The sequence below is a fragment of the Roseovarius salis genome, assembly GCF_044472985.1.
Taxonomy (GTDB): domain Bacteria; phylum Pseudomonadota; class Alphaproteobacteria; order Rhodobacterales; family Rhodobacteraceae; genus Roseovarius; species Roseovarius salis.
Map to the genome: position 1 here is coordinate 1 of NZ_JBISDG010000096.1, position 1,209 is coordinate 1,209.

General features: G+C 61.6%; 1 protein-coding gene. It reads right to left on the reverse strand.

Translation table 11 applies throughout. The features are described 5' to 3' along the window. Positions 1 to 1,146, reverse strand: a protein-coding gene (locus ACH13J_RS18330; protein WP_397544782.1) for an IS3 family transposase whose coding sequence is annotated in 2 segments (ribosomal slippage) — positions 1 to 894 and positions 894 to 1,146 — 1,147 coding nt annotated over the 2 segments. Because the reading frame shifts where the segments join, the coding sequence is not laid out codon by codon here. This gene is flagged as partial in the annotation. Positions 1,147 to 1,209 lie beyond the last annotated feature (63 nt).

Consider the following 1,209-nt stretch of genomic DNA (forward strand, 5'->3'; position numbering starts at 1 on the left):
GCGCAGGTGGAGCAACCGACATCCGTGCGGAGCTTTCAGATGGCGCAGCGCGGGTGTCGGTTGCGGTGGTGAGATGTTCGGCGAATGCCCTGGGCGTCCGGTAGCCAAGCGCCGAATGCGGGCGTGTTTCGTTGAAATCATCCGACCAGGCCCGGATCACAGCACGGGCGTGCGCCATGTTGCGGAACATGGTTTCGTTCAAAAGCTCGTCGCGCATGCGCCCGTTGAAACTTTCGACGAAGCCGTTCTGCATGGGCTTGCCCGGCGCGATGTAATGCCATTCAAGCTTGCGCTCCGTGGCAAAGGTTAAGATCGCGTTACTGGTCAGTTCGGTGCCGTTATCGCTGACAATCATGCCAGGCTTTCCGCGCCGTTCGATCAGGGCCGTCAGTTCCCGCACGACACGCCGCCCCGAGATCGATGTGTCCGGGATCGCCGCGAGGCATTCCCGGGTGACATCGTCGACCACATTCAGAATGCGGAACCGTCGGCCACAGGCGAGCTGGTCATGGACAAAATCCAGCGACCAACGCGCATTGGGCCGGGCCTCGACCAGGATCGGTGCCCGGGTTCCTACCGCCTTGCGCCTGGCGCGCCGTTTGCGCACCGCCAGCCCTTCTTCGCGGTAGAGACGATAAATCCGGTTGATCCCTGACAGCTCGCCATCGCGGCGCAAGAGCACGAACAGACGCCGGTAGCCGAACCGGCGGCGTTCGTTGGCCAGATCCCGCAGCCGTTGGCGCAGCTCTGTCTCGGGCGGCCTTCTGGACTGGTAGCGGATCATCTTGCGATCCGCCCCGACAAGGCGGCAGGCCCGCCGCTCCGACAGGCCCAGCTTGGCCTGCAGATGCGCAACCGCGTCGCGCTTCACGGCGGGCCTTACCATTTTTTTGCCAGAAGTTCCTTCATCGCCGCAGCATCCAGCATCTGCTCGGCCAAAAGCTTCTTCAGCTTTGCGTTCTCGTCTTCGAGCGCCTTGAGCCTTTTGGCATCGGAAACCGTCATCCCGCCAAACTTCGCCTTCCACGCATAAAAGGTGCCTTCCGACATACCGTGCTTGCGGCACAGGTCAGCGCACTTCGCGCCGGCCTCATGCTCGGTCAGGATGCCGATGATCTGTTCTTCGCTGTATCTCGTTCGCTTCATTGTCCGTCCCTTCGTTGGGTCGGACTCTAATTCCAAATGGAGGAAAAATCCCGTGGCAGGTCA